The sequence below is a fragment of the Paraburkholderia terricola genome (assembly GCF_003330825.1).
Lineage (GTDB): Bacteria > Pseudomonadota > Gammaproteobacteria > Burkholderiales > Burkholderiaceae > Paraburkholderia > Paraburkholderia terricola.
The window spans coordinates 2,585,281-2,611,121 of record NZ_CP024942.1 but is presented as its reverse complement, the minus strand read 5'-3'; the positions used below and the strand labels follow the sequence as shown (position 1 = coordinate 2,611,121).

At 64.3% G+C, this 25,841-nt stretch carries 22 protein-coding genes; 7 read left to right on the top strand and 15 right to left on the bottom strand.

The features are described from left to right. Window positions 1–178 precede the first annotated feature (178 nt). Window positions 179–1,297, bottom strand: a complete 1,119-nt coding sequence (locus CUJ90_RS30340) for a porin (protein WP_114164738.1) — start codon at window positions 1,295–1,297, stop codon at window positions 179–181. Between the two features lie 459 nt (window positions 1,298–1,756). On the opposite strand from CUJ90_RS30340, the gene CUJ90_RS30335 reads away from it, so the two are divergent. Together CUJ90_RS30335 and CUJ90_RS30330 are read left to right on the top strand one after the other, a co-directional pair. Then, complete coding sequence (locus tag CUJ90_RS30335; protein WP_114164524.1) at window positions 1,757–2,989, top strand: AAA family ATPase; 1,233 nt, start codon at window positions 1,757–1,759, stop codon at window positions 2,987–2,989. A 35-nt stretch (window positions 2,990–3,024) separates the two neighbouring features. After that, window positions 3,025–4,767, top strand: coding sequence for a cobaltochelatase CobT-related protein (locus CUJ90_RS30330; protein ID WP_114164737.1), 1,743 nt, complete (start codon window positions 3,025–3,027; stop codon window positions 4,765–4,767). 14 nt (window positions 4,768–4,781) lie between these two features. On the opposite strand, the gene CUJ90_RS30325 is transcribed toward CUJ90_RS30330, so the two are convergent. Beyond that, complete coding sequence (locus tag CUJ90_RS30325; RefSeq protein WP_114164523.1) at window positions 4,782–5,642, bottom strand: MBL fold metallo-hydrolase; 861 nt, start codon at window positions 5,640–5,642, stop codon at window positions 4,782–4,784. Between the two features lie 35 nt (window positions 5,643–5,677). Then, on the bottom strand, window positions 5,678–6,352 hold the full coding sequence (locus CUJ90_RS30320; RefSeq protein ID WP_073428446.1) for a MarC family protein: 675 nt from the start codon (window positions 6,350–6,352) through the stop codon (window positions 5,678–5,680). A gap of 275 nt (window positions 6,353–6,627) precedes the next feature. Here CUJ90_RS30320 and CUJ90_RS30315 point away from each other — a divergent pair, with 275 nt between their 5' ends. Both CUJ90_RS30315 and CUJ90_RS30310 read left to right on the top strand, forming a co-directional pair. Then, entirely contained in the window at window positions 6,628–6,843 is a 216-nt protein-coding gene (locus CUJ90_RS30315) for a DUF3311 domain-containing protein (protein WP_073428447.1), read from the top strand. Further along, the gene (locus CUJ90_RS30310) at window positions 6,840–8,312 is read left to right on the top strand and encodes a sodium:solute symporter family protein (RefSeq protein WP_114164522.1); all 1,473 of its coding nucleotides are present in this window, start codon (window positions 6,840–6,842) and stop codon (window positions 8,310–8,312) included. Before CUJ90_RS30315 ends, CUJ90_RS30310 begins: the two co-directional genes overlap by 4 nt. A gap of 57 nt (window positions 8,313–8,369) precedes the next feature. Here the strand turns inward: CUJ90_RS30310 and CUJ90_RS30305 are convergent, their stop codons facing one another. The 8 genes from CUJ90_RS30305 to CUJ90_RS30270 all read right to left on the bottom strand — a co-directional run bounded on the left by CUJ90_RS30305 (window position 8,370) and on the right by CUJ90_RS30270 (window position 16,566). Continuing rightward, entirely contained in the window at window positions 8,370–9,536 is a 1,167-nt protein-coding gene (locus CUJ90_RS30305; RefSeq protein ID WP_114164521.1) for a GGDEF domain-containing protein, read from the bottom strand. Next, window positions 9,496–10,371 carry a hypothetical protein gene (locus CUJ90_RS33075; RefSeq protein ID WP_208645268.1) on the bottom strand — a complete coding sequence of 292 codons (876 nt, stop codon included), beginning with the start codon at window positions 10,369–10,371 and terminating at the stop codon, window positions 9,496–9,498. The genes CUJ90_RS30305 and CUJ90_RS33075 overlap by 41 nt, the downstream gene beginning before the upstream one ends. Window positions 10,372–10,982: 611 nt before the next feature. Further along, a complete protein-coding gene (locus CUJ90_RS30295) occupies window positions 10,983–13,157 on the bottom strand; it encodes a M1 family metallopeptidase (protein ID WP_114164520.1) in 2,175 nt (724 codons plus the stop codon). 616 nt (window positions 13,158–13,773) lie between these two features. Further along, a complete protein-coding gene (locus CUJ90_RS30290; protein WP_114164519.1) occupies window positions 13,774–14,772 on the bottom strand; it encodes an aldo/keto reductase in 999 nt (332 codons plus the stop codon). Between the two features lie 105 nt (window positions 14,773–14,877). Then, on the bottom strand, window positions 14,878–15,120 hold the full coding sequence (locus CUJ90_RS30285; RefSeq protein ID WP_073428453.1) for a hypothetical protein: 243 nt from the start codon (window positions 15,118–15,120) through the stop codon (window positions 14,878–14,880). Window positions 15,121–15,130: 10 nt separating this feature from the next. Next, window positions 15,131–15,766: a glutathione S-transferase family protein gene (locus CUJ90_RS30280; RefSeq protein ID WP_114164518.1), complete on the bottom strand. Its 636-nt coding sequence runs from the start codon at window positions 15,764–15,766 to the stop codon at window positions 15,131–15,133. Between the two features lie 39 nt (window positions 15,767–15,805). Continuing rightward, a complete protein-coding gene (locus CUJ90_RS30275; protein ID WP_114164517.1) occupies window positions 15,806–16,258 on the bottom strand; it encodes an SRPBCC family protein in 453 nt (150 codons plus the stop codon). After that, the gene (locus tag CUJ90_RS30270) at window positions 16,255–16,566 is read right to left on the bottom strand and encodes an ArsR/SmtB family transcription factor (protein WP_244220076.1); all 312 of its coding nucleotides are present in this window, start codon (window positions 16,564–16,566) and stop codon (window positions 16,255–16,257) included. Before CUJ90_RS30270 ends, CUJ90_RS30275 begins: the two co-directional genes overlap by 4 nt. Window positions 16,567–16,788: 222 nt before the next feature. Between CUJ90_RS30270 and CUJ90_RS30265 the strand changes: the two genes are divergently transcribed. Beyond that, window positions 16,789–17,694, top strand: a complete 906-nt coding sequence (locus tag CUJ90_RS30265; protein WP_114164516.1) for a LysR family transcriptional regulator — start codon at window positions 16,789–16,791, stop codon at window positions 17,692–17,694. A gap of 80 nt (window positions 17,695–17,774) precedes the next feature. On the opposite strand, the gene CUJ90_RS30260 is transcribed toward CUJ90_RS30265, so the two are convergent. Both CUJ90_RS30260 and CUJ90_RS30255 read right to left on the bottom strand, forming a co-directional pair. Further along, window positions 17,775–18,926 (bottom strand): branched-chain amino acid ABC transporter substrate-binding protein, encoded by a 1,152-nt coding sequence (locus CUJ90_RS30260; protein ID WP_083082441.1) that lies wholly within the window; start codon window positions 18,924–18,926, stop codon window positions 17,775–17,777. Between the two features lie 129 nt (window positions 18,927–19,055). Continuing rightward, window positions 19,056–20,285: an NAD(P)/FAD-dependent oxidoreductase gene (locus tag CUJ90_RS30255; RefSeq protein ID WP_114164515.1), complete on the bottom strand. Its 1,230-nt coding sequence runs from the start codon at window positions 20,283–20,285 to the stop codon at window positions 19,056–19,058. A 403-nt stretch (window positions 20,286–20,688) separates the two neighbouring features. Between CUJ90_RS30255 and CUJ90_RS30250 the strand changes: the two genes are divergently transcribed. Together CUJ90_RS30250 and CUJ90_RS30245 are read left to right on the top strand one after the other, a co-directional pair. Beyond that, a complete protein-coding gene (locus CUJ90_RS30250) occupies window positions 20,689–22,092 on the top strand; it encodes an aminotransferase-like domain-containing protein (RefSeq protein ID WP_083082443.1) in 1,404 nt (467 codons plus the stop codon). A gap of 94 nt (window positions 22,093–22,186) precedes the next feature. Further along, window positions 22,187–23,272: a TIGR03118 family protein gene (locus CUJ90_RS30245; protein WP_114164514.1), complete on the top strand. Its 1,086-nt coding sequence runs from the start codon at window positions 22,187–22,189 to the stop codon at window positions 23,270–23,272. Between the two features lie 15 nt (window positions 23,273–23,287). Here CUJ90_RS30245 and CUJ90_RS30240 read toward each other — a convergent pair whose 3' ends face one another. Further along, the gene (locus tag CUJ90_RS30240) at window positions 23,288–24,262 is read right to left on the bottom strand and encodes a hypothetical protein (protein WP_073428462.1); all 975 of its coding nucleotides are present in this window, start codon (window positions 24,260–24,262) and stop codon (window positions 23,288–23,290) included. Between the two features lie 360 nt (window positions 24,263–24,622). Continuing rightward, a complete protein-coding gene (locus CUJ90_RS30235; protein ID WP_114164513.1) occupies window positions 24,623–25,786 on the bottom strand; it encodes an epoxide hydrolase family protein in 1,164 nt (387 codons plus the stop codon). Window positions 25,787–25,841 lie beyond the last annotated feature (55 nt).

The following is a 25,841-nucleotide window of genomic DNA, read 5'->3' as shown; positions in this document are numbered from 1 at the left end:
TCCGTGAGAGTCGTGTGGAGTCAATTGTTGGTTATCCCTTGTGAGGCGTTTTTGTGAGGCGTTTTCAATGTGTTTTTCGAGGCGTGTTTTTTCAATGCGTTTTTTCAATGCTGATAGCGGGCAATGCGGTGTTGCCCGGCTTACCGCGGAGGTCGCGGCTGACGCCGCGAGAAGCGCTTCAGAACTGATGCAGCATCCCGACATACGCGCCGGTTTGCGATTCGCCAACGAGCGGGCTGGTATTGTTCGCCGCGTCGCGCGGCGACGCCTCGAGCGAAAAATTCGCGTTGCCGCTGTTGCGCACATAGCCCACCGTGCCGTACAGGAAGGTGCGCTTCGACAGGTTGTAGGTGGTGCCGAGCACGTACATCATCGCGTGGCCGGAGGGGTCGTGCGCGGCATCGCCGCCGCCGTCGCCGACCTTCACGTAGTAGCCGCCCGCCGTCACCGCCCAGCGCGGCTGGACGTTGTAGGTCGCGCCGAGCCAGTAGTGATCGGCGCTGTCGGCCACGCCCGCCGGCGAGTCGGGCGCGGAGTAATGCGTATAGGCGCCCTGAATCTTCACCGCGTCGACATGCACGTTCGCGCCCACGAAATATTCGCGCGAGCTCTGGAAGATGTTGCTGAAGCGGCCATTGCTGTCGCGCAGTTCGTCGTAGATGCCGCGCACGTCGAAGAGCGGCGAGTGATACGTCAGCATGATCCCGTCCGAGCGGCCGAACTCGCCGCTGGCGCCGCTGTTGAACGCGCCAGGCTGATTGCCGAACGCGTATTGCGCCTGCACGTCGAAGCCCCAGAACACCGGGCTGTGATACTCGACGTTATTGCTGGTTTGCTGCCAGTTGCGCCCGCGCACGAGCGAGGCCGATGAAAACGCCTGCTGCACGAACGGGTCGAATTCCCATACGCCGTCGCTGTCGATGAAGAGGTTGCGCCCGGCCTGCAACGTGCCCCACTGCTTGCTGCTCAGGCCCGCGAAGGCGCGCCGCGACCATAGCCGCCCGCCGCTGGTGCTGCCGTTCATGACCTGCAAGCCCGTTTCCAGATTGAAGATCGCGTTCAATCCGCCGCCGAGATCTTCCGTGCCTTTGAGACCCAGCATACTGGTGCCCCAATCGCCGCCTTCCGCGCTCCATCGGCTCGCACTGCCGCCCGAACCATTATTGATGTGATTCAGATATTCGACGCCGCCGTCGAGACGGCCATATAAGCTCACGCTCGTTTGACCATGAGCGAGCGACGCGGCCAGCGGACTCGCCAACGCGACGGCAGTGATTAATTTCGTTGGTAGTCTCATCATCCTGAGTGAGTTTTCTGTCGCAATGTAGGGGCGATGCGGGCGGCGGCGTGAATAAAAACTACTCGACGCGCCGTGCTGCGATTTCAATGCTGCGAGGGCTGCGGAACATCTGCCGGGTTGGCGTTTCGGCGCTTCGCGCGGGCGGTTCAACGGCATGCGCATTGACTTGCCGCGCACACCGGACGAAGCCGGTTCCAGGCGTGACTCGCACCGGCTCGCGATGACGATGTTGTAAAACTACACAGTTGGTCGCGGAACTATAGGTGATACGCGCCGGACGGACTAGCCCTTTTACGCAATAAACTTTTGCGGACGGCGTACTCGACTTTCACGGCGGCAATGAAAGTGGCGCCGCGACCTCGATGCGAAACGAAAGCTGCGCCGGATAAGATAGCCGCTCGTTCGGCCGCAGCCGAATCCGGATTCTCCATTGCTTATCAAACCTTTAACTTCGCCATGAACGCGCCCGAACTGACCGAAGACGAAAACCTTGGCCTTTATCAACGCGCGACCGAAAACGGTGCGGAATGGTGGCGCGTGAGCGTGGCCGACCGGCCGGAAAACTATCGGCTGGAGCATGGCGTGGGCGACGGTCACGGCGCCGGAGCGGTCGACATGGATCTGGTGGTCGACGCCGAAAACCTGCGCGCGAAGCTGAAGAAGTGGCGCCGCGAAGGCTTCGCGATCGACACCGCCGACGCCGCGAGCCAGGACAGCGCGGCGGAACGGGCCGCCTTCATGCCGACCTTGCAGCGCGCGGCGGCGCTGGCCCTGGCGGAGAAACGTCGCGAGACGCAAGGCACGGACAGCACGCGCGACACCGTGCGCATCGGCCATATCGACGTGCCGTGCGGCATCGCCAACCCGCTCGTGCCGCGCCTCAATCCGGCCTATCTGTTCTCCGAGCGCTTTAACGACATCGTCGAGGACATCGTCGAAAACCGGCGCGTGATGCTGATCGGTCACACGGGCGCCGGCAAGACCAGCCTGATCGAACAGGTCGCGGCGCGCTCGCGTCATGGCGTGTTGCGCTCGAACATGAACGGACAGACCACGGTCGGCGATTTCGTCGGCTTCTGGACGGTCAAGGGCGGCGAGACGCTGTGGGTCGACGGCGTGCTGCCCACGGCGATGCGCGAAGGGCTGTGGCTGATCGTCGACGAAATCGATTTTGCCGAGCCGTCGATTCTCGCCGCGCTCACCGCCGTGCTCGAACCGCACGGCCGGCTCGTGCTGAAGGAGAAAGGCAACGAGATCGTCGCGCCGCATCCGGCGTTTCGTCTCTTTGCGACCGCGAACGCGGTGGGCGCGATGAGCCAGTTCCGTCATCTGTATCAAGGCGCGAATCTGATGAACGAGGCGTTTCTCGATCGCTGGCGCGTGTACCAGCTCGACTATCTGACGCCCGCCGAGGAAGCCGACGTGCTGATGTGCACGCTCGCCCCGCACATGACCCGCCCGCTCGCCACCACCCTCGCCGCGATTGCCGCCGACTGCCGCGCGGCATTTGCCCGCGAGGATCTGTCGAGCGCGTTCTCCACGCGCCGCCTGCTCGACTGGGCCGAACTGATGCTGCGCACCGGCGATCCCGAGCGCGCGGCCGGCCCGGCGATCTACGCGAAGATCAGCCCCGAGGACGCCGCGTTGATTCGCGGCATCGTCCGTCATCACATCGCGCCGGCCGCGTGACGGTGAGCCGAATGAACGCGGTGCGCACGAGCGCGATGCATGCGGCGCGCGACACGCGAGGCTTCGCGTTCGAATCGACGCTCGGCAAGGTGGCGCGCGTGCTCACCGGGCAATACGGCGTGACGGTCGCGTTCAGTCCCGATGGCCCGCGCGTCGAACCGGGCCGCATCGTGATTCCCGATTACGAGTTGAACGGCGGCGTCGAGCGCGACGTGCTGATCGGTTATCTGGACCTGCTGGTGGCGCGCGCCAAGCATGCTTCGCTCGCGCAACTCGACGCCTTGCCGGCCGGCGTCGCGGCCACGCTTGCGCAAGTGATCGACGACCGCCGCGTGTGCGCGCAACTGCTCGACGAATATCCGGGCGCGCGCTGGTTCATCGGCAAGTTGCGCGTGCATGCCGCCGAACGGGCGCGGCAACGCTGGCCGAAGCTGCACTGGCGCGACCGGCTCGTGTGGCTGGTGGAGCGCGCGCTGTGGGACGAACAGCCGAGCCCGACCGAAGCAAGCCATTCGCTGATCGCGGCGCTGCATGCGTCGCAAGATTTGCTGGACGAGGCGCGCGCGAGCGGTTCGACCGCGCGGAGCATCGCGACAGCGCAGGCGTTGGTGGCGCGCGTGCGGGCTTTGTCGGCGGGCGACGTGAACAGCATGGCGTTCACCGCCGATCCGCTCGAAGACATCGAGACGGAAACCGTTGCGGCATCGTCCGCGCCGTTCAACGACGACGACACCCTGCTCCCCGATCAGGGCAACACGGCCTCGCCGCCGTCCGATCAAAGCGGCGGCGCGCAGGCGGACAACGCGGTGGGCATGGGCCAATCGCTGGCCGATGCGCAACAGCCCCCGGCCCGCACGGAAGGCGAAGCCGCCGCCGTCCCGCACGCCGCGCGCGCACGCCTGTCGATTCCGCTCGCCACCGAATTCGACGACATCGCCGACCTCACCGGCCAGGGCGACAGCACCGCGTGGCGCGAGCTGCGCGCGCAGGCTCGCGCGGACACCGCGCCGCTGAAGGAAAAACTCGAACGCGCGCTGAGCGCCGACGAGCGAACCCGTTGGCGGCGCGAACAGGAGCGCGGCGAGATCGACCGCACGTCGCTCGCCAGGCTCGCGACCTCACCGGGTTATCGCACGCCGTTTCGCACGCAGCGCGCGGCCAAGGGACGCGACGTCGCCGTGAGCGTGCTGATCGACCGCAGCGGCTCGATGGCCGGACGCAAGATCGAACTCGCGCGGCTGTGCGCGACGGCGCTGTGCGATGCGCTCACGCAGTTGTCGTTCGATTGCGAGGTGCTCGGCTACTGCTCGCTCGAATCCGCGCCGATGAAGCAGCTATACGAGCGGCAGCGTGCGGCCGGCGCGGATTTGCGGCGCTATAACCGCTTCGTCGAACGGCTCGATCTGAAGGTCTACAAGCGCTTTGGCGCGGCCGATCTGAGCGGCATCGCGCGGATCGATTGCGGCCACGAGAATCCCGACGGCGAGGCGCTCGCCTGGGCGGCGACGCGCCTCGCCGATCACCCTGCCGAACGGCGCATCCTGATGGTATTTTCCGACGGCTATCCCTCGACCGGCGACGGCGACCCGCAGGTGTTGCGCAGCGATCTGCGCGAACGCGTCGCGGCCATCGGCAAGCGCGGCATCGAACTGGTGGGCATCGGCGTGCTGACCGATGCGGTCGAGGACTTCTATCCGCACAACGTGGTGGTGAGCCGCCTCGCGGAATTGCCCTCGACCGTGTTTTCCGTGTTGAGTGCGATGCTGCTGAAGCGCTAGCGCTGCGTCAACGGTCAGAACGCGTTCAACGGAATCTTCAGATAGCGCACGCCATTGGCTTCGGGCTCCGGCAGCGCGCCCGCGCGGATATTGATCTGGATGGCCGGCAGAATCAGCGTCGGCATGCCGAGCGTGCGATCACGGGCGGTGCGCATCGCAACGAATTCCTCGACCGTCACGCCGTCGTGCAAATGAATATTGTCGCGGCGCTGCTCGGCGACGGTGGTCTGCCATTGCGGCCCGCGCGAGTCCGGCGGGTAGTCGTGGCACATGCACAGCCGCGTCTGTGGCGGCAGCGCCAGCAAGGTCCGCACCGATTCATACAGGATGCGCGCATCGCCGCCCGGAAAATCGCAGCGCGCCGAGCCGCCGTCCGGCATGAACAGCGTGTCGCCCACGAACACCGTATCGCCGATCCGATACGCCATGTCCGCCGGCGTATGGCCGGGCATATGCAGCGCCTGCGCGCTCAGTTGGCCGATGCCGAAGGTCTCGCCGGGCGCGAACAGATGATCGAACTGGCGGCCGTCGGCGTGCATCTCGTCGCCGAAATTGAAAATGCGCTTGAATGCCGCCTGCACGATGCGGATGCTTTCGCCGATCGCGATCTTGCCGCCCAGCGTCTCCTTCAGATAGGGCGCGGCTGAAACATGATCGGCATGCGCATGGGTTTCCAGCAGCCATTCGACACGCAACCCATGCTCGCGGACGAAAGCGACGATGCGCTCGGCGCCCGCCGTCGACGTGCGGCCGGATTTCGGATCGTAGTCGAGCACCGGGTCGATCACCGCGCACGCCGAGCCTTCGCCCGCGTAGACGACGTAACTGAAGGTGCCCGTGGTGGCGTCGTAGAAGGCTTCTATCCGGGGTGTCATCGTCCGCTCCTTTTTTGTTTGCCGCCGCGGGCGGGCTATTTGACCGGCTGCATGGTCGCGATCGGGATCAGGAATTCGGAGAAGCCCGTCAGCATGATCTGAACGCCGATGCACAGCAGCAGAAACGAAGATACACGCATGGCGACCTTGGTTCCCTCCGCCCCGAGATAGCGGGCGAAAACCACCGCCTTGCTGTAGACCAGATAGACCGTGGCGGCCACCACCAGCGAGATCACCACCGAAGCGATGCCCGAGAGCACGAACTCCGAGAGCTTGTGCGTGCGGTTGGCCGTCAGCGCGATGGCGGTGGCGATCGAGCCCGGTCCGGTGGTGAGCGGAATGGTGAACGGGAAGAACGCCTTCGACATCGCATTGTCCGCGTCCACGCGCTTCACGCCCGGCTTGTCCGCGGGTTGCGTGTCGGGGGCATTGAGCATCTGCCAGCCGCCCACCGCGACCGCGAGGCCGCCGCCGATGCGCAGCGCCTCCATTGAAATGCCGAAGAAATGCAGGATCGGCGTGCCGATGAAAAACGCCACCAGCAGCACGCACAGCACGTTGATGGCGATTTTCCTCGCGAGCGCGGTGCGCTCCTCGGTGGTCAGCGAGGCGGTGCGGTCAAGGAAAACGAAAGCAATGCCGATCGGGTTGATGATGCTGATCAACCCGGTAAAGCCAAACAGAATGTCCGCGATCAGACTTTCGACCATATGCGACCCGTGGCGGGCGGCGGCTCGGGCGGCTCGACTGTCCGCGCATGAAAAGGCGCCGCGCTAGGTTGAACGAACCGGAGCCGCGCGGGCGGTCCGGATGATGCTTGCGTTGCGTGGCGAGCATCATAGCGCGGCCGAAAGGTGCGCCGGCAACTTTCAGAAAGCCTACACGCATTTTTGATCGACTTTACGCAACCGAAGCATCAGGCATACAGTCGCTGCGAAGCCGCACTTTCAACGAGACGTACTGACCGGTTCGAGGAGTTGCCCCTATGTTGCTTCGTGTACTCGCCGCCTTGCCGTTCATCGGCATTCTGCTCGGCGTTCCGTTTGTCAACCGTGTCGAGCCGCTGATGCTCGGCATGCCCTTCGTGCTCGCATGGATCGTCATGTGGGTGGTGCTGAGCTCGCTCATCATGGCGATCGTCTATCGCCTCGACGCGTCTAATCGCCACATCGCCGCCGACGGCGAGGAGGTTCGCTCATGAGCGCCCTCGTCATCATCGCGGCCATCACGGTGTTCGCGCTTTACCTCGGCATGCGCGCGCGGCGCGGCCACGACATGAGCCTCGAACAATGGACCGTGGGCGGCCGCAGCTTCGGCACCGCGTTCGTGTTCCTGCTGATGGCGGGTGAGATCTACACGACTTTCACCTTCCTCGGCGGCAGCGGCTTTGCTTATGGCAAGGGCGCGCCTGTCTACTACATTCTGGCCTACGGCACGCTGGCCTACATCCTCTCTTACTGGATGCTGCCGCCGATCTGGCGTTATGCGAAAAACCACCGGCTCGTCTCGCAGCCGCATTTCTTCTCGCGCAAATATGAAAGCCCGGCGCTCGGCACGCTCGTCGCGCTGGTGGGCGTCGCCGCGCTGATTCCCTACCTCGTGCTGCAACTCAAGGGGCTCGGCATCATCGTCGCGACGGCTTCCTACGGCGTGATTTCATCGACCGCGGCCGTGTGGATCGGCGCCGCGGTGGTGACGTCCTACGTGATCGTCTCGGGCGTGCGCGGCTCCGCATGGAATTCGGTGGTGAAGGATCTGCTGATTCTGGCGATCGTGCTGTTCCTCGGCATCTATCTGCCGCTGCACTATTACGGCGGCCTCGGCGAGATGTTCCATGCGATCGACGCCGCGCGTCCGGGCTTTCTCACGTTCCCCGCCAAGGGTTCGAGCGTGACCTGGTTCCAGTCCACCGTGCTGCTCACGGCGCTGGGCTTTTTCATGTGGCCGCACACGTTCGGTTCGATCTTCACCGCGAGGGACGAGCGCATTTTCCGCCGCAACGCGATCGTGCTGCCGCTGTATCAGTTGATTCTGCTGTTCGTGTTCTTCGTCGGCTTCGCGGCGACGCTGAAGGTCCCGGGCCTCAAGGGCGGCGACATCGACCTCTCGCTGTTCCGGCTGTCGTTGCAGACCTTCGACCCGTGGTTCGTCGGCGTGATCGGCGCGGCGGGCGTGCTGACCGCGCTGGTGCCGGGCTCGATGATCCTGACGGCGGCCTCCACGCTGCTGGCGAACGACGTGTATCGCGGCATGTTGAACCGCAATGCGTCGGATGCGGCGGTCGCCAAGCTGGCGCGCTTTCTGGTGCCGGTGGTGGCGCTCGTCGCGGTGGGCTTCACGCTGCATGGCGGCGAGACGATCGTCGCATTGCTGCTGATGGGCTATAGCTTCGTGACGCAGTTGTTTCCGGCGGTGATTTGCAGCCTGCGGCCGAATAATCGCGCCACGAAGGAAGGCGCGTTCTGCGGGATTCTGGCCGGCGTCGCGGTGGTGGCGGTGACGACCAGCATGCATTTGAGCGTGGGCCAACTGATGCCGTTTTTGCCCGATGCGTTGAAGGACGTCAATATTGGTTTTCTGGCGCTGGCGGTCAACGTGATCGTTTTTGCCGCGGTGAGCGCGGCGACGCAAACGCGGCAGGCTGAACGGGCGCAGGCGTCGGCGAATTGAGGGTAAAGGGCGGTGGCGGGTGAAGGGGCCGAGCGCGCGTTGTCGCGTCGGCGCCGATCACAACGTCGCCGCCCGACGCCCCTGATCCACGAACGCATACCCGTTCTTGCCGCTGCGCTTGACCTGGTACATCGCCTCGTCGGCCGCGCCGATCAGGCGACGGTAGTCGTCGACGAGATCGGGGAAGCTGGCAATGCCGATGCTCGCGCGAACCAGGCCGATTCCCATCTGCTCGTCCGTGCGAACCACGCACGCGATGAGCCGCCCGGCAATCTCGACGAGTTCCGCATCCGTCGAGAATCCCCGCACCAGCACGGCGAATTCGTCGCCGCCGATCCGGGCGACGACGTCGGCCTTGCGCACCGAGCCGCGAAAACACTTCGACACCGCGACCAGAAATTCATCGCCGACGCGATGACCGAGCGAATCGTTGACCTGCTTGAATCCGTCCAGATCGACATACAGCACGGCGATTTTGTGAGTCGCCGACTCGGCCTGCCGCCGCATCGCGGCTGCTTCGAGGGCGGCGAACAGCTTGCGCCGGTTCGGCAGCCCGGTCATCGGATCGTGTAGCGCGGCGTGCTCGAATTCCTGCGACTGTCCCGCCAACTGGCGCGTCCGTTTCGCATACATGCCGAGCGCCGTGATCAACATGCAGAACAGCAGCGCGGCCAGGGCGATCACCGTGTACGCCACATGCGTGATCCGCACGCGCACATCGGCGCTGTCGATGTCGCGTTGCGCGTGCCAATAGGCCGAGGCGTTGCGCAGCAGCGCATCCGTGTCGTGAAGATTCGCGTCCGGCGACAGCGCGGCGGGCGCGGCGGGCGCAATACGCGGCGCCGCAGACGGACTCGCGTTCACCAGCGCGGCGAGCGACGTGAGACGGCGAGCCAGTTCGGCGCGCGCGTTTCGCCGACCCTCCGCCCTCGCCTCGCTATCGACCGGCACACGCTCCCATACGTCCGCGAGATTGCGCGCGCTGTCCGCGCGTTCGATCTCTTCGAGAACCAGGCTCGCATATTCCTGTTTGATCTGATCTGAAAAGACCATCCTGATCTGCAAGGCAAGGTACAGCAGGCCGATCAGCAGGCACAGCACCGACGCGACAGCCATCGTCGCCGGACCCGGGCCCAGGCGCAGCGTCGGGACGCGCACCGCGGCGCGCCGGGGACGATGCCGCTCAGGGATGGGAATAGATGTCTTGCTGGCTTGCGCGGCCATGTTGCCGGTAGCTCGTGCGTTTAAAGAAAAGGCTCATCCGTGTGAACACATTGCCTTTCGGTTTTGCGTTGACGGGCGTTGCCCGCCGCTCCTGCTGAGCGGCTCGCGCGTCCTTGACCGGCCGCGCCGCCGCGAACGGCTGCACGATGGGATCGGAGCCGCTGCTCGCGCGCCGGCTCGATCGGACCGACGTTGCAGCCGGCGCGGAGGTAGCGTTGGATGCGCCGGCTTGGGCGATGGTGGTTGCGGGGCGCCGCGTGACACGGCCTGACCAGACTGCCTGTTTGCGGCCTTCTTCGCCCTCCGAGGTGAGTGTCGCGACGGGGGACGCAGGCGTTTTCGTTGCGGGCGGTTTTGTTGCGGGCGGGTTCGTGGCCGGCTTGCTGTCCGGGGTTGCCGCGCCGGGTGTTGCTGGCCCCGTTACCGCCGTATCCATGACCGCCGCGCCCATCGGGGCCGTGAGCGGCACATTCACGGGCGCCGCCGCGACGGGCGCGGACGGCATGGCCGGCCCCGCCATCGTCATCGACATCGGCGGTCCCAGCGATGACGCCGACTTCGCGAGCACCGCTGCGCTCGCCGCCGACGCCGGCACGCCGAGCGCGCGCCGCGCACCCGCCATGGCTTCGGCATAGGCCTGCTGATCGTGATTGAACCAGACGCCGTACGCGACCGTCCCCACCACGCCGAAGGCGAGCGCGCTTGCGGCGGCCACGCATAGCGCGAGACGTCCGAAGCGTGGCGGCGGTGCCGGATCCTGTTCGGGCTCGTCAGTGTCGAAGCCGGCATCCCGGCCGGCCCTCCTGGACCTCGGCAACTCGGTATCGTCGAACATCGCAATACTCTCCGGAACCCTTCCGTCCGACGGTTCGTCGGACCTGGTTCAACATTCTTCCGACGGTTTTGCCAATTCGCTCATCGGGGTAACGACAACACGACAACGCCGCGCTTCAAATGCCGGCTCTGCGAGCCGGCTTCGCGCTGCAAGGTTGTAAAAGATTCAACGTCACGTGTAGATGCGGACGGTACGGCGCGACCTCGATGGCCGCTCGTGCAGGTGATATCGCGGGCAGACGAATAGGCGCATGCTCGCGGCCTTCTGACATGCAACAAACACGCCTATGGGAAGCGCGGTCGGCTGCGTTGCATCGGGGAATGAAGGGTATAAACGATGAATTGGCCGCGCGCTCAGACCGCTCAGGCCCACGAAAAACGGCCACGCTGGGACAGTTTGCGATGACTTCCGCCTCGCTGGAGCGTGGCGGCCCGCACCTGGGTTTCGGCTGCTATTGGCTACTTTTCCGAAGGTGCAAAGGTAGCCGCGAAACGGCAAAACGCGTGGCTCCTGAAACGCAAAGGCCGAGGCCCGCATCGCATGACGATGCGGACCACGGCCCTGCTTTTCAGCGCGGCTCGATAACGCCAGCCGCTTATTGCGCTGAGCGCTTATTGCGCCTGCTGCGCTTGCTGCTTCGACCTGAGCTTGCCCTGGAAGCGGATCTGCGGACGCAGCGATTGCGTCGTCGGCGGGGTCATGAGCATCTGACGCGCGAGCGGCGTAGCAGTCGGGTTCAACGAACCGATGCTGGTTTCACGCGACGGATCGGCAAGACCGTTCTTCACCAGCAGCTTCGCTTCGAGTTGCAGATTGGTCAGCCGAACCGGATCCTTCAACGCGTTGCCCTGCGCGAGCAACTGACTCCACGCGGTGTTGCCGTAGTTCGTCACGTAGTAGTCGAGACCGCTCGGATCGGCGAGCACCGCGGAACAACCGTTCAGGCGCACCTGCGTTTGCATGTCTTTCATCGCAACCGTCTTGCGCGACGTGAGCCCGTCGCCGTAGGCGAGCGTCAACGGAATGGTCCACTGCGTGCCGGGGTACGGGTTCTGGTTCGGAAACGGCGACTGCTTGAGCGTGACCACGGTCTGATTCGAGACCAGATCGCACTGCGTGTCGAGCGAGATCAACGGCACGCCCGTTTGCCGCACGAAGCTGTCGCCGATCGCCACCATCGGCTCGCCGCTTGCCCTGGTCAGTTCATCCCACAGGCGCCTCGGCGTGACATTGCCGAGCGCATAGTCGGCCAGATACGATTGCAGCCCCTTGCGCATCACTTCCTCGCCGAGATAGTTCTCCAGCATCTTCAGCACGTGGCCGCCCTTGTCGTAGGTGAAGGCGCTCGCGCTCAGCACGAAGTCGTTCGAGGCCCAGCCGTTGAAGTTCGGCTGCACCGGGAACGCGGTGGATTTCAGATCGGCATTGATCACCGCGTACTTGTTCTTCACGTCGTCGACCCAACTGAAGCGGTCCGGGAAGAAACGCACCTTGGTCTTGTTCTCGAAGAAGGTGGCGAACGACTCGTTCAGCCACACATCGTCCCACCAGTCGAGCGTGACCAGATCGCCGAACCACTGGTGCGCCGCTTCGTGCGTGAGCACCGTCACGCCGTAATCGGACATCTCGGTGCCCGGCGCCGGCAGAATGTCGTCGGCGAATTCCAGAATCGCGCCCCAGTTCTCCATCCCGCCGAAGTTCAGGTCTTTCTGCTCCTTGAACGCGTCGTTCGCCGCGATCGTGTCGAACTTGGTGAGCGGCAACGCAATGCCCGTGTAGCGATAGTAGTAATCGAGCGCCTGCTTGGTCTGCTGCATCGCCGGCTTGGCCCAGTCACGCATGCCGGGCGGCGTGAAGATACGCAGATGCAGACCCTTGCCGTCCGGCAGCGGGCTCGTGAAATCGTCCTCGAGAATATCGAACTGGCCGCCGCCGAAGAAGAGCAGATACGAAGGCATCGGCGGCGTCTTTTCGAACGACACCAGCTTGTAGCCGCTGTCCACGTTCACCGCCGGTTTCTCCGCCGCGTTCGAGACGACGTTCCAGTTTTGCGGGACTTCCGCGCTCACCTCATAGGTGGGCCGGAAAGCCGGCTCGTCCCAGCCGGGGAACCATTGGCGCGCGAGATTCGATTCGCCTTGCGTGAGAATCGCGCCGCTCGTGGTGCCGTCCGTCGCCTTCAGATCGACGCGGAACACGCCTTCGGCCGCCGAGCATCCCGGATACGGATCGTCGCCGCAACTGCCGCCGGTCTTGGCGACCGGATCGTCATAGCTCTTGAAGTTGATGATGCCGCTCCACTCCATGTGCAGCGAGTAATTGCCGGCCGCGATCTGGCCGCTGACGGGCCGAAGCTGATAGAAATCGCCGTCGTCCTGCGGCGTGGCGATCAACGGGATGTTGCCCGGCTGAAGCGTGATCGTGCCGTTGGTGAACTTGACGCGGTGCCCGGCGATGGTGATCGCGTTGACGGCCTTCAGCACCTTGATCTGCACGTCGGCGCGGCCGTCGAATGACGACAGCGCCGGGTTCGGCCGGAACCACAGCTTGTAGTTGACGGGCATGACCGTGTCGGGCAGTTCGACCGGCGGCACCGTCTTGTCGATCGACGGATTCGCGGCGATCGGCGCGGTGGGCGGCGCCAGCGCCGCGTCGGAAGCGGCCGTCGGCGTCTGCGCGGATTTGCTCGTCAGCGTGGAGGCGCCGTCTCCCGCGCCGCATCCCGCCAGAACCATTATTCCGGCTAGCGCCAGGCACTGTATCTGCAATCGGAAATTTATACTCATGATTAATCCTCGACTGACAATATCGGCATAAAGAAAGTGCGATGAATGCTTCAACTGGTTTTCTCTGTTTTTCAGAGAAAAAGGTCTCCCGCACCAACACCGAATTGCTGGCGAGAATATATGGACGTGTTACACCCTCAGCACTCGCGGCTGATTTTTAAATAACGGCGTTTAATCATTACAATGCTTTCAACGAAACGGATTGGAACTGGTCGTTCAGCTTCCATGCGATCGTCTGACTGATGGGCAAAGCGGCGGCTTGCCTGCGTCTCCGGGCAGGGGTAAATTTTTTTAATCAGTTTTGACGACAGTGCGTAGCCTAGTTTGGCAAACGTTCCCGTGTCAACTTCCTTTCACAATCTTTCCTGAAGTTTCACACGGTGTATGCCGTTCGAATGGAATCCCAGTAAATGGTCCGAGTTAATACTCTAGAAATCCCACGATTCCCGATTGCCTACGGAAAACCTAGCTTTCCATTTCCCGGAATGTGCTATGGATTGACGCGCGAATAAATGCAAAGCGAATGGGAGGGGTTTTGCGTTGAAAACGCCTTGAGCATCTGCGCGCCTCACGAAAACACGGCGGCTGGTTCAGAAGCGAATCGCCCACGCCGTGTTCAACCGCCCACCGCCGCCACGATCCGCGCGCACATCGCCTTATCGGGCAGCGGACCCGAGCCGGCCCGAACGTTGTCGGCCATGTATTGCGGACGCCCGGTGCCGGGAATCACCACCGTCACCGCCGCTTGCGCGAGTACGAACTTGAGGAGCAGTTGCGCCCAGCTCGTGCAGTCGATCTCCGCGGCCCACGCCGGCAGCGGCGTTTTGCCGACGCGCGCGAGCAGGCCGCCGCCGCCGAAAGGCTGGTTGATCACCACCGCGATACCCAGCTCCGCCGCGAGCGGCAAGATGCGCGCCTCGGCGGCGCGGTCATCCGCTGCATAGTTGATCTGCACGAAGTCGGGCTTTTCGCTGCGCATCACGGCCGCGACTTCGCCGAATGCACTCGACGTGTAGTGCGTGACGCCGATATAGCGAATCCGGCCGCGCGCTTTCCAGTCGCGCAGCGTGGCGAGTTGCGTGCGCCAGTCGAGCAGATTGTGGACCTGCATCAGATCGATGCGCGGTTGTTGAAAACGGCGCAGCGATTCCTCCATCTGCGCGATGCCGGCCTCGCGTCCCTGAGTCCAGACCTTGGTCGCGACGAAGGCTTTGCGGTGCGCGTCGAGTTGCGTCAGCAGCGCGCCGGCAACAGCTTCCGACGAGCCGTACATCGGCGACGAGTCGATCGCCGAGCCGCCTGCCTCGAAGAGAATTCGCAGCACGTCGGCAAGTTGCGCGCGAGCGCCGGGATCATCGCCGACATCGAACGTGCGCCACGTGCCGCAGCCGATGACCGGCAAACGTTCGCCAGTCGACGGAATCACACGCTGTGCGATACGCGAGGGCGTGGCGGTTTGCGGTTGTGGTTGCGGTTGTGGTTGGGCCTGCGTTTGCGCCGAGGTCAAACGCGGCAGAGCGATCGAGACCGGCAAGCCGATGGCGGCGCTTGTTACCGTGCGCAGAAAGGAGCGTCTGCCGGCGCGCCGCACGGCGTCGTTCGATGAAAGTGCCATGACGTGCCCTCGATAAGCAACGAACAAGCTTCGAGTCTGCACGATACGGCAATCGGGCGCGGCGTGTGGCGTGAGGAGACCACCGCGCCTGGACACGACGCCCCGCTATCTGATGAAATGCCCACAAATCGCCACGGCACTAAAGCGCATATACAAAGACGACTGCGAAGACTGCGCCGCGCCCGCCGCGAATCGATCCGCCGCCAACGCGGACCCGCCCGCCGCGCCGAGCGCGGCAACCACAATCGCCATACCGCGCAGCCGCCCGGCGCGGCCGACGAGCGTGCCCGACACGCTTCGCCAACTCGCCAGCAAGGTCATGCCGAGCGCCACGATCGCGCAACACATGGCCGTTCCTTCAACCGTTCGCGACGGACAGCGCCGGCCGCGCCGGAAACGGATCGCGCCAGGCGTCGAGCGCGTTCAACCGATCGTGCCAGCGCCGCACATGCTCGAACTCTTCGAGCGGCATCGCCGCGCTTTTCGCGTAAGGCAAGGTCGCGCCGACCGAAAAGTCCGCGACGCTCAGTTCATCGCCAAGCAGCCATGTGCGATCCTTGAGATGCCGATCGAGCACGCCCGCGTGCTTGCGAAACCAGCCCTGCGCTTCAGCGACTTTCGACGCATCCGGCTCGCCGAGTCCGATCCGCGGCTTGATCAGATGCTCGAAATAAAGCGTGCCGCCATGCCGGTAAAAATGCTGGCTGTTCCAGCTGAACCAGCGCACCGCATCGGCCTGCCGCGCGCCGCGCGGCCAGAGATCCGATTCCGCGCGCTGCGCGAAATGGCAGATGATCGCGTCGGCTTCCCAAAGGCTTTTATCGCCGTCGACGAGACACGGCACCTTGCCGTTCGGATTGATCGCCAGATAAGCGGGCTCATTCTGCTCGCCCTTTGCCAGATCGACGAAAACGTATTCGATGGGCAAGCCCAGGTACTTCGCCACGGCGCACGCTTTTCTGGGGGCCAGGGTTTCAGAATAGTAGAGCTTCATGTTCGACCTCGATATGGGTTGAATTCGGTCCGATGCGCGTTATTCGCCTGTGTCGTTCAGTTCGGCGATCAGTGCCTCGAGCTTGTCGAAGGAGCCGTTCCAGCCGACCTGATGCGCGTCGCGCGCGGCCTCGTCGAAGAATTGCGCGTGCGTGAAATTGAGTTCGGTGCCCTCGTCGATCGGACGCAATCGGATGGTCACGAGAGACTGGCGCTCCGGCATCGTCACCCACTGCCAGGTAAAGACGAGCTTGCTGTCCGGCTCGACTTCCTGGTATTCGCCGCGGCAGTCGTGCGTTTCGCCGTCGAGCGTCTGGAACACCACGCGAAAGCGCCCGCCCACGCGCGGGTCGGCTTCAGCGCTCAGCACCGGCCCGGCGTCGGGCCCCCACCAGCGCGCCATCAGTTCGGGGCGCGTCCACGCTGCGTAGACTCTCGCCGGCGGCGCCTTGATGCGCCGGATGATGGTCAGGCTGGGCTTTTCCTTGATCATTCCTCTTCCCCCTCCACAAAGTCGGTAAGTCGATCGAGACTGGCGGACCAGAAGCGCTCATAGCGTCGTAGCCACGCCATTGCCTCCTCCATCGGGCCGGCGACGAGGTCCACCGAAACGGTCCGGCCTTTCTTGGTACGCGCCACGAGACCCGCTTCGCTCAGCACGTCGAGGTGCTTCATGACAGCGGGGAGCTTGAGCGGCAGCGGACGCGCGATCTCCGTGATCGACAGGCCGGGCTCCCGCTCCAGACGCGCGAGGATAGCCCGCCGCGTGGGGTCCACGAGAGCGGAAAACGTACGATCCAACTGACTGACCGGATACTTAGCCATGTGGTGAACTATAGAGATTGAGCGTGAAGTGTCAAGGTTTTTTACGGGGCCGCCTCGTCATGCGGAGGACGCGAGCGCATCCAACCGGTTCACGCGTCCTTGCGCCCCGAGACCGGCACGCGCCGCCGTGTCGCCGTTCTAGAATGTCGCCTCGTTGCCGCGCTCGCGCCAACCGGTCACATCACAAGGACAACACGTATGGACATGCTTCAGGCGATGACGGTGTTCAAGCGCGTCGTGGACGCGTCGAGCTTTTCCAGAGCGGCCGATTCGCTGGAAATGCCGCGCGCGTCGGTGTCGACCGTCGTGCAGAACCTCGAAGGCCATCTCGGGGTGCGGCTCCTGAATCGCACGACGCGCAGCGTTCAGGTCACCGGCGACGGCGCGCTCTACTACGAATATTGCGCGCGCATTCTGGCCGAGGTCTCCGACGCCGAGTCCGCGTTATCGAACAAACGCCAGAGCCCGCGCGGCACGATTCGCGTCGACACCTCCGCGACATTCGCCACCAACGTGCTGATTCCCGTGCTGCGCGATTTCAACGCGCGCTATCCCGACATCGCGGTGAAGCTGGGTATCGCCGATCGCAACGTGGATCTCGTGCAGGAAGGCGTGGATTGCGTGATCCGCATCGGCGTGCTCGACGATTCGAGCCTCGTCGCGCGCACGATCGGCAGCGTGCGCATGACCACCTGCGCGGCGCCCGCCTATCTCGAACAGATGGGCGAGCCGGCCACGCCCGACGATCTCGAGCGGCATCGCGCGGTGAATTATTTTTCGGCGCGCACGGGGCGTGTCTACCCCTTCGAATTCGAAGTCGACGGCGCGCTCGTGCGAAAACCAATGGAAGGGATTCTGGCGGTCAACGACGGCCAGGTTTACATCACGTCCGCGCTCGAAGCCTTGGGAATGATCCAGGTGCCGCGCTTCATGGTGGCGAAAGCGATCGATGCGGGCGCGCTGCGTGAAATTCTGCACGGCTTCCCGAGCCCGCCGATTCCGCTTTCGATTCTTTACCCGCACCGCCGCCTGAGCATGTGCGTCAGAGTGTTCAGCGAGTGGGTGCATGAACTCGCGCAGCAGAATCCCGACCTGAACGGCTAGCGGTTTGCGCGGCAGGCAACCGCAAACACAATCGCAATCGCAATCGCAATCGCCTGCGAACCCGCGCAAACCGCCAACGACTACGCGCCGTTGCCGCCCACCGTCTTGATGCTCTTCCATTGCCCTTGCTGAACCTGGAACAGCGTATAAGGCGGCTTGATCAGATCGCCATACGGATCGAAGGTGATATTGCCGGTCACACCCGTGACCGTGACCTTCGACAGACTCTCGACAATCTTCGCGCGATCGAGCGAATCGGCGCCGTGGATCGCCTTGATCATCGCGAGCGCGGCGTCGTAGGCGAACGGCGCGTACAGCTCGACATCCTGGTTGAAGCGCGCCTTGTAGCGCTTGCCGAACGCCTGCGCGGCGGGCAGCTTGTCGAGCGCCGGACCCGGCTCGAGATCCTGGGTGCCGTTGCCGGCCGCGCCGGATATCTGCAGGAAGGCATTGCTCTTCAGCGCGCCCGCGCCGAACAGTTGCGCGTTGATGCCGAGCGAGCGCATCTGCTTGACCAGCATCGCGCCCTGCTCGTCCAGGCCGCCGAAGAAGATCATGTCGACGTTCTTGCTCTTCAACGTGGTCAGAATGGCGCGGAAATCGACCGCCTTGTCGTTGGTGAACTCGCGATCGACCACGTTGCCGTTCGCTTCCTTGACGCCTTTTTCAAACGCATCCGCGAGGCCTTGCCCGAACGCGGTGCGGTCGTCGATGATGCCGATGCGTTTCGCCTTCATCTGCTCCACCACGAAATGCCCCGCGACGACTCCGCCGATGCCGTCATGGCCCATCGTGCGGAAGACGTTTTTGAAGCCCTGCTTGGTGAGTTGCGGATTGGTCGAGCCCGGCGTGATCATCGCCACGTTCGCCTGGTGATAGACCGTCGAAGCCGGAATGCTGCAACCCGAGTTGTAGTGGCCGATCACCCCCACCACGCCCTCGTCGACCAGCTTCTGCGCGACCTGAATCGCCACGCGCGGGTCGGCCTGATCGTCCTGCACGTCGAGCACGAACTTGACCGGCTTGCCGCCGACGGTCGGATGCTTCGCGTTCTCTTCATCGAGCGCCAGTTGCGCGCCATATTGCAAGTCCTTGCCGACTCGGGCCACCGGACCGGTCAACGGCCCGACGAAACCGATCTTGACGACTTCGGGGTCGGCGGCCCACGACAACGGCATGTACGTGGCGAGTGCACAGACAGTGGCACTCAACAGCCAATAGCGGCGATTCATGATGCGCTCCTTGCGAGATGTGACGTCGCGCGTGTAGTAGGTTGACCGATTCGATGCGCGACGCGTCGAAACCGTCCTGCGATGCCTGTGGTGAAACGTGAAAACTTCGTGCGGCTGTCCCCTGCAAAATCAAAAACGCGTGGCCGCGTAGGGCGCGAGATCGAGCGGCGGCGCCCGCCGCGCGATCAGATCCGCGACGATGCGCCCGCTCACGCCCGCCAACGTCAGGCCGAGATGCTGATGGCCGAAGGCGTAGATCACGCGTTCGCTCGCGCGCGATCGCGCGAGCACCGGCACGCCGTCGGGCAGCGTCGGGCGAAAGCCGAGCCAGTTGCTGTCAGGCGTAGCCAGCGCGGGTAGCGCGCGCTTCGCTGAAAACGTCAGCAGGTCGAGCAGCGAGCGGTTGCGCGTGTCGCCGAAACCGGCGAGTTCGACGGTGCCCGCGACGCGCAAGCCGTCGCTCATCGGCGTCATGTAGAAGCCGCGTTCGGCCCAGCCGACCGGCCGCGACACCAGTTGCTGCGCGCCGGGAAAACGGACGTGATAGCCGCGCTCGGTGTCGAGCGGAACCGGGTCGCCGCATTGGCCGGCGAACTGCGCGGAGCGCGCGCCGGTTGCCACCACCACGTAATCGAAACGACGCGCGATGCCGCCGACGCTGAGGCTCGCGCCTTCGCCCGAAGGCTGCACGCGCTCGACCGCCGCGCGCTCCAGCGTCAAGCCTTGCGCGGCGAGTCGATCATGAAGCGTCTGCAAGAAGCCTTGCGGGTCGGAGAAATGCCAGCTATTCGTGAACAGCACGCCGCGCTCGAAGATCGGTGCGAGCGACGGTTCCAGCGCACGGATATCGTCGCCCTCGAGCAGATCGAAGGTGACGCCCAGCTTCTGGCGCAGATCGAGCGCGGCACGCGCGGCATCGAATGAAGCCGCGCTCGAATACAGATACAGGCACTCGCGCGGACGAACGAAGCTCGCCAGTTCCGGGTTCGCGAGCAGCGGCGCATAGCCGTCATACGCGTGATCGAGCAGCGCGGCGAGTGCGGCGGCGCTGGCCTCGTAGCGGCGCGGCAGCGAACTCATCATGAAGCGCACCAGCCACGGCGCGAGATGCGGTAGATAACCCCAACGCAATCTGAACGGACTCTGGTTCGATAGCAGAAAACGCGGCAAGTCACGGAACACCGACGGATTGTTGACCGGAATGCACGCATACGGCGCGAACGTCCCGGCGTTGCCGAACGACGCGCCCTGCCCCACGCCGGCCGGATCGAACAGCGTGACGCGGTGGCCGTCGCGCATCAACGCGGCCGCGCTCGCCAGGCCGATGAACCCCGCACCGATGATGGCGACGTTCGGCATCACGCGCGTCTTTCGGGTACGGCGGCGCAACGGCCGAGGGCGGGCGGCGCACCGCTTTTCGACACGCATCCGCGTGGTGTGGACTGAGGAAAGCGCATCCAGCAAGCTCCGGCTAATAAGTTTCGAATGCTGTCCGGTAGCGGCTCATTTCCCACGCCACCGAACAAAGCCATGAGCACAGAATCACACAATATTTTTTTGTGTGCAATTAAAACGCGCATTGTGTGGCATCGGCGTTTTCCCTGGATGGTCTGCGCCGCAAACGGACAGCCCGTGCCCGAGCCGTGCGAAGCCGCCTTGCCTACGCGCTTTTAGCGTTTGCAGTCCCGCTGTCTGGTATAGAATCGGCAAAACTCCGCACAATCGCGGACAAAGCAGTTTTTGTATGGAGACATCGGTTCTTATGGCTTCTGGCAAAGGCACGGCGCGTCGGACTAACGGGTCGAGCGCGCAGGCGAAGCGCTCCACCTACGTCGAGGTGTCCAGTTCGATCGAGAACGAGATCCGCAGCGGCGTCTATCCGCCGGGCAGCCGGCTGCCGCCGCAGCGGCAACTGGCGACGGAACTCGGCATCAACGTGTCGACGGTTTCGCGCGCGTACAAGGAATTGCAATTGCGCGGACTGGTGATCGGCAGCAAGCGGCGCGGCTCGCTCGTGACCGGCGGCGCGATGCCGAGCGTCGAGCCCGCGCAGCCGGCGAGCAACACGGCGATCGATCTGACCGTCAACCGCCCCGCCACGAGCGAATTTCTGAACTGCCTCGCGCGTACGCTCGCGGACCTGCCGCGCGATCCGCGCTATCCGCAATTGCAGGAGTATCAGCCGCCGCAAGGGCCGTCATGGGCGCGCGCCGCGGGCGCGCAGTGGATGGCCGCGCCGGGCTTCGCGCCGGCGCCCGAACATGTGGTCGTGACGAGCGGCGCGCAACACGGTTTGTATGCGGTGCTCAACAGCCTGATCGGCACGGACGGCGTGATCCTCGCCGACCAGCTCACCTACTACGGCCTGAAAGCGCTCGCGCCGGTGTTTCAGTTCGAGATCGTCGGCATTCCCAGCGACCGCGAAGGCTTGCTCACCGACGAAGTGGAGCGCGCCTGCCGGCGCATGCCGGTGAAGGCGATCTTCACCGTGCCGAATCTGCAGAACCCCACCGTGACGACGATGAGCCTCGAACGCCGCATGGCCCTCGCCGACATCGCGCGCCGCCACGGCGTGGCGATCATCGAGGACGACGTCTATGGACCGCTGGTGTCGCAACGTCTGCCGACCATCGCGAGCCTGTGTCCCGAACTGACGTTCCACCTTGCGGCCACTTCGAAGATCCTCGCGCCCGGCCTGCGGCTCGGCTATCTGCTGAGTCCCCCGGACAGCGCCGCGCTGTGCGCGGAAGCCGTGCGCACCACCGCATGGATGCCCGCGCCGATGTCCATGTTGATCGCGTCGATCTGGATCGAGGACGGCACCGCGCGCCGCATCATGGACGCGCAACTCGCCGAGATTCGCGCGCGCCAGGACCTCGCGCGCGAACTGTTGCCGCAGGAGATGCTGCAGACCGATCCCGCCTGCATGTTCGTGTGGCTCAAGTTGCCGCCGCCGTGGCGCGCCGACGATTTCGCGGCGAACGCGAAGGCGCGCGGCGTGGTGGTGATGCCGTCGTCGGCGTTCGCCGTGGACCGCTCGGAGATCGAGCACGGCGTGCGTATCAATCTCGCCTGCGCGACGAGCCGCGATCAACTGGTGAGCGCGTTGCGGCTCTTGACGGGCACGCTCAAGGATCGTCCGCGCGCATTGTTCGGAACGATCTGAAGCAAAAGATTTCCGCGCCGCTGGGGGAATAAAGCGGCAAGGCCACACGTTTGAATAGCCTCGACGATCCATCGGTCGTGACGGAGGTGTGGTCATGAAATCTGTGCTTAAGGTACTGGGCGCCGTCATGGGCGCCGCGGCGTTGACGAGTCTCGTTGCATGCGGGGGAAGTTCCGGCTCGCTCAACGCGCAATCGTTCACGTCCACCGTGCTGGTGTCGGACGGCGCGGTCGCGGCGCCGCATACCGATGCCAATCTGAAGAACGCGTGGGGCATCGCGTTCAATCCAAAAGGTTTCGTGTGGGTGGCGGATAACGCAACCTCGCTCGCGACGCTCTATGACGGCAACGGCGTGCCGCAATCGCTGGTCGTCAGCATTCCGGCCGGCGCGAGCGGTTCGGCGAATCCGACCGGCATCGTGTTCAATGGCACGACGGATTTCATGGTCACGCAGGGCGGCAAATCGGGCGTCGCCGCATTCATCTTTTCCGGCGAAGGCGGCACCATCACCGCATGGGCGCCGGCGGTCGCGCCCACTGCGGCAATCACCGTGTTCGACGACGGCAACGGCGGCGCGGTCTACAAGGGGTTGGCGCTCGCCAGCAACGGCACCGCCAATCTGCTCTACGCCACCGACTTTCACAACAACAAGATCGACGTGTTCGACAGGAACTTCGCGAAAGTCGCGATGCCCGGCAAGTTTCAGGACGCTTTGCTGCCGACGGGTTTCGCGCCGTTCGGCATTCAGGCCATCGGCGCGAAGCTCTTCGTGACCTACGCCAAACAGGACGCGGATGCGCATGACGATGTTCACGGCGCGGGTCTGGGATTCGTCGACATCTTCGATACGTCCGGCAATCTGTTGCAGCGCTTCGCCTCGGCGGGTGCGCTGAACGCGCCGTGGGGCGTCGCGCAAGCGCCGGCGAATTTCGGCCGCTTGAGCGGCGACGTGCTGATCGGCAACTTCGGCGACGGCACGATCAATGCGTTCGATCCCATCACCGGCCAGTCGCTTGGCGCCGTCAAGCTGTCGAATGGAAACGCGTTCGTGCAGGACGGCCTGTGGGGTATCGCGTTCGGTAACGGGCTCAATAATCAGCCGGTCAACACGCTGTTTTTTGCCGCCGGGCCCAATGACGAAGCCAACGGAGTCTATGGACGCATCGACGTGAAGATGTGACGGGCGTCAGCGCATCTAGCTCTTCACGCCGCGCAGCGCGTAAGCCGACAGCGTGGCGAGGCGCTCGGCGCTGAGCATCCTGACCATCCGCTTCACCGCGTGACGCATGCGGCCGCGCAGATGCGCGTGACGCATGCGCCGCCAGAAACGGGTCGGCGCGAACTCGACAAAGCGCGCCTCCTTTTCCAGCAGATATTTGCCGCCCGGCAAATGGATGAACGAACAGCAGCAGAACCAGCGGAAGTCCCGATAGTTGTTGCCGGGCCAATGACGTCCAACCGCCTGATAGGCGCCGACCTCGACCACCGTTTGCCCCTCGTCCACGAGCGCATTGAGCGCGGCGGAAATGAAGGCCTCATCGCCGTGATGTCTCAGGCGTTCGCTTTCGTCCAGGTAACGCGCGTAACTGGCGCGCGCACGCGGCACCAGCCGGCGCAACGATGCGGGCGTCGCGAGCATGAATTCGCCGCCGTACCAGCGCGGATTCGCGAGCCGCCCGTCCGCGACGATTTCCAGATCCGCCACCACGCGTTCGCTGCCGTATGCGGGAAAAACCTGGTCCGAAATATCGTAGACACCGAGGCCCGCCTCGGCGCATCGCTCGATCAGCGTGTGATCGAGCGGCAGCCACGCGACCATGTCGGCGTCGAGCAACAGCATCATGGTGTCCGCGGGCAGCGCATCGGAGAGTTGATCCATTAGATCGAGCTTGAAATGCGCCGCGTAGAACGGCGTGTTCTTCGGCAACTCGATCGTCGCGGTGAGCTTCGTCACCGCCGGGCGCTTTTCCGGCGGCAGGCCTTCGAGCCGCTTTTCGACCTGTGCCGGCGCGTTCGTCATGATCGTCAGCGTCGGCATGCCCACGCGCCGCAAGCTGTTGTTCAGGCAGATCGCCTGGCTCACATACGAGAGCGGATCGCGATTCGTCGAGTTGGGACCCGGCTTCGCGTCGACATCCACATAAACAAGCGTGCACGGAAAGAGATTCACATTGCTCCTCACCACGCGTGAGAGACGGTTCGCATCGTTAGCGCTGCCGTTACTGCTCGCAGGTCGGTTCACATGTGCTTTCGCCGGGCGAGCCCCAAGCCGCGCGATGCGCGCCTTCATGGCGTCATGCACGAACCCGATCGCGATAGCAGGTCTGCGCTATCGTTTCACGTCCTTGCGGCGCGTTTCCGCCAAAACTCAGCGGGACGCAACGCGGCGGCCGACAATGCGTGCTTGCCGATTGTCGGGCGCAATAATTGCGGAGTCGCGATTGCGTGTGAGAGAACAAGTTACCTTGTCGGTTGCCTCGATCGACGCGTGAGCATTTCCGTTGCCGTTCATGAGGTTTTCGAGCGGCTTTCAAGCGGTCTTTCGCCGGAACGGCCTGAAGAACCGGCGAATCTCCGCCGCGAGCAGATCGGGCTTTTCCATTGCGGCGAAGTGTCCGCCGCTCGGCATGTCCGTCCATTGCACGACGTCGAAGGTCCGTTCAAGCCAACTGCGCGGCGGACGGCTGAGTTCCTTCGGAAAACGCGCGTAACCGACCGGCGGCACGACCCGCGGTCCGTCGGCGAAACGCATCGGCTGAAGGCGGTTTTCCCAATACAGTTGCATCGACGAACCGATGCTCTGCGTGTACCAGTAGAGCGAGATGTTGGTGAGCAGTTCGTCCTTGGAAAACACCCGCTCGACGTCGCCGCCGCAATCGCTCCAGGCGCGAAACTTTTCCCCGATCCACGCCGCGAGTCCCATCGGCGAATCGTTGAGCGACGCGGCCAGCGTCTGCGGCTTCGTGGCGTGCATGTGCGAATAGCCGCCTTCGAGCGCGGCCCATTCGTTTCTCTCGCGCAAGAAATTTTCTTCCGCCGACGTGAGCGGCGTTTGAGCCGCGCCGATTGCGGGCTCGTAGGAACTCGGCAAGAAGTTCAGGTGAATGCCGTCGACCGCCGTGTCATGCCGCGCGGCAAGCGCGACCGACACGCCCGCGCCGAGATCGCCGCCCTGCGCGCCGAAGCGCTCGTACCCGAGGCCGCGCATCAACGACACCCACAGGTCCGCGATCTGGAATGCGGACATGCCAGGCTGCGCCGGCGCCGGCGAGAACGCGAAGCCCGGCAGCGACGGAATCACCACATCGAAGGCATCGCCGGCGTCGCCGCCGAATGCGGCGGGGTCGCACAACTGGTCGACGAGTGTGTGGAACTCGAAGAACGAACCCGGCCAGCCATGCGTCACCACTAACGGATAGGGCGCTGCGCCCGCGCCGCGCCGATGGACGAAGTGAACGCGTTGACCGTCGACGTCGGCGAGAAACTGCGGTTGCCGGTTCAAGCCGCGCTCGGCCTCGCGCCAATCGAAACGCTCGGCCCAGTAGCCGGCGAGCTCGCGCAGCCATGCCGGATCGGCGCCCTGCTGCCACGCGGGCGCGGGCGTGACCGGCGACCAGCGCGTCGCGCGGATGCGCCGGCGGAGATCGTCGATGTCAGGCTCGGGTATGGCGATCTGAAACGGTGCGATATGCATGGCGATTTCCTCGGCACAAGGGAATGGGGTGACACGCACGCGGCATGCGCTAACG